General features: G+C 57.6%; 2 protein-coding genes. Both read left to right on the top strand.

The features are described 5' to 3' along the window. The first annotated feature begins 175 nt into the window (after nucleotides 1-175). The gene (locus FE392_RS11010; protein ID WP_319930273.1) at nucleotides 176-1,402 is read left to right on the top strand and encodes a DUF2169 family type VI secretion system accessory protein; all 1,227 of its coding nucleotides are present in this window, start codon (nucleotides 176-178) and stop codon (nucleotides 1,400-1,402) included. Next, nucleotides 1,392-1,652: DUF4150 domain-containing protein (locus FE392_RS11005; protein WP_319930271.1), on the top strand; the 261-nt coding region annotated here is incomplete at its 3' end. The genes FE392_RS11010 and FE392_RS11005, both read left to right, overlap by 11 nt.

The raw sequence follows: 1,652 nt of genomic DNA, 5'->3' as shown, positions 1-1,652 counted from the left end.
GAATACCCTGTCCATCACGGCTGGAGATGTGATTGAGCTGAAATGTGGTGCCAGCACCCTGCGCATGGACAGCAGCGGCAAAATCACGATTCAGGGGACAGAGTTCAAATTCGAGGCCAGCGGCCCGGTACAAATCACCGGCAAGGACATTGACCTGAACTAAGGAGCCACATTGATGGAATTTCGTAACCTGACCCCGTTTGCGGTGATGAACTATTCGATGCTCGATGTGGATGATGTCGAGCACCATGTGGCTGTCATGAAACTCGGCTATCAATTGCTGCCGGACAGTACCGGTCACTGCATCGCGGAATTGCTGCCTGCGCCACCCTTGTGTTTACAGGATGAATTCCGCGGACAGATGAATGCCTCGCAAGTGTTGCAGGAAAGTGACCTTGCCCCGTTCAAGCCGCGCTGTGACATTATCGTCAACGGCACCGCCTATACGCCAGATAATCAACCCGCGACAGCGTTTCCGGTTCGGTTGCAGGTTAAAAGTAAGCAGGGAGAGACCCTGCTCGACAAAACCCTGACCGTGACCGGCGAACGGGAATTTATCCGTGACACAGACGGCCACTGGCAATTGACCGACCCAAAACCCTTCACCACTCTGCCGATGGATTATCGCTACGCCTTTGGTGGTGAATGCAAAATTCAGGCAGACGACAAGGTGAGCGAGCACCTGAAAGAATCCGTTAGGCTGACAGCAGAACAGCACCAGCAACATCCGGACGGGGACAATGCGCCGTTGGCGCATGCCACTTGTGAAACCAACCCGTTGGGAACGGGGTTTATCACGCCGTGGTATGCCGAGGCCAAACAACTCACTCGTTATCCGGCGCCGCGCATTACCCGGTCGGATACCCCGTTCACCGCCCAACATTTTACCGAACAACTCGCGGGCACCCTGCCGAATGATACCCCAGCCAGCCAACCGCAAGGCTTGGGCTTTATCGGCCGCCCGTGGCTGCCCCGCCGCCAGTTTGCCGGGACATACGATGACGACTGGCTCGCCCACCGTCACCCTTACCTGCCGAAAGATTTCGATTTCCGCTATTGGAACGGGGCCCCGGCTGACCAGCAAATTGATTGGCCGGATACCGATATTTCACTGAGCCTGCAAGGCATGACACCCGGCGGCAACCTGCACGTTACCCTGCCGGGGCATCGCCCGTTTATTTTGCTGCGCATGGAAAACGGCGCGCTGTTCCCCGTGCCGATGCGCCTCGATACGTTGATCCTCGACAGCGAAGCCATGATCTTACACATCACCAGTCGGCTGAATTTTAAAACCAGCCTGCCGGTGCGGGTGGCGGAAGCCCGGTTTGAAATCGACCCCGATGCCCCATTACTCAAGCTCGCGCCCCCTGAACCTGAAAAGGAGACCGTCCATGGCGGATAACTACCTTGCCCGCACCGCAGGCGAATGGTTGATAGTCGGCATGCTGCCGGACGTGTGTAAAACCCCGATGGGGCCATCAACGCCCCCCATTCCCTATCCGGTTATTGCCAAACTGGCTGGCAGCGATGTGCCCGTGAAATCGGTGCGTGCCAATGGCAAGCCCGTCGTGGTGTTTGCCCAGAGCTTTGTGCCCCAGACCCTCGGTGACCAACCCGGTGTCGCCAACGGCGTGAAAAGCGGCACCGTGGGG

The sequence above is a fragment of the Xenorhabdus santafensis genome (assembly GCF_033949405.1).
Classification (GTDB): Bacteria; Pseudomonadota; Gammaproteobacteria; order Enterobacterales; family Enterobacteriaceae; genus Xenorhabdus; species Xenorhabdus santafensis.
The sequence above is the reverse complement of the archived record's forward strand: the minus strand, read 5'-3'. Positions and strand labels throughout refer to the sequence as shown.

Coding starts and splice junctions, on each gene's coding strand:
- FE392_RS11010 (WP_319930273.1), top strand. CDS start 176: ATGGAATTTCGTAACCTGACCCCGTTTGCGGTGATGAACTATTCGATG.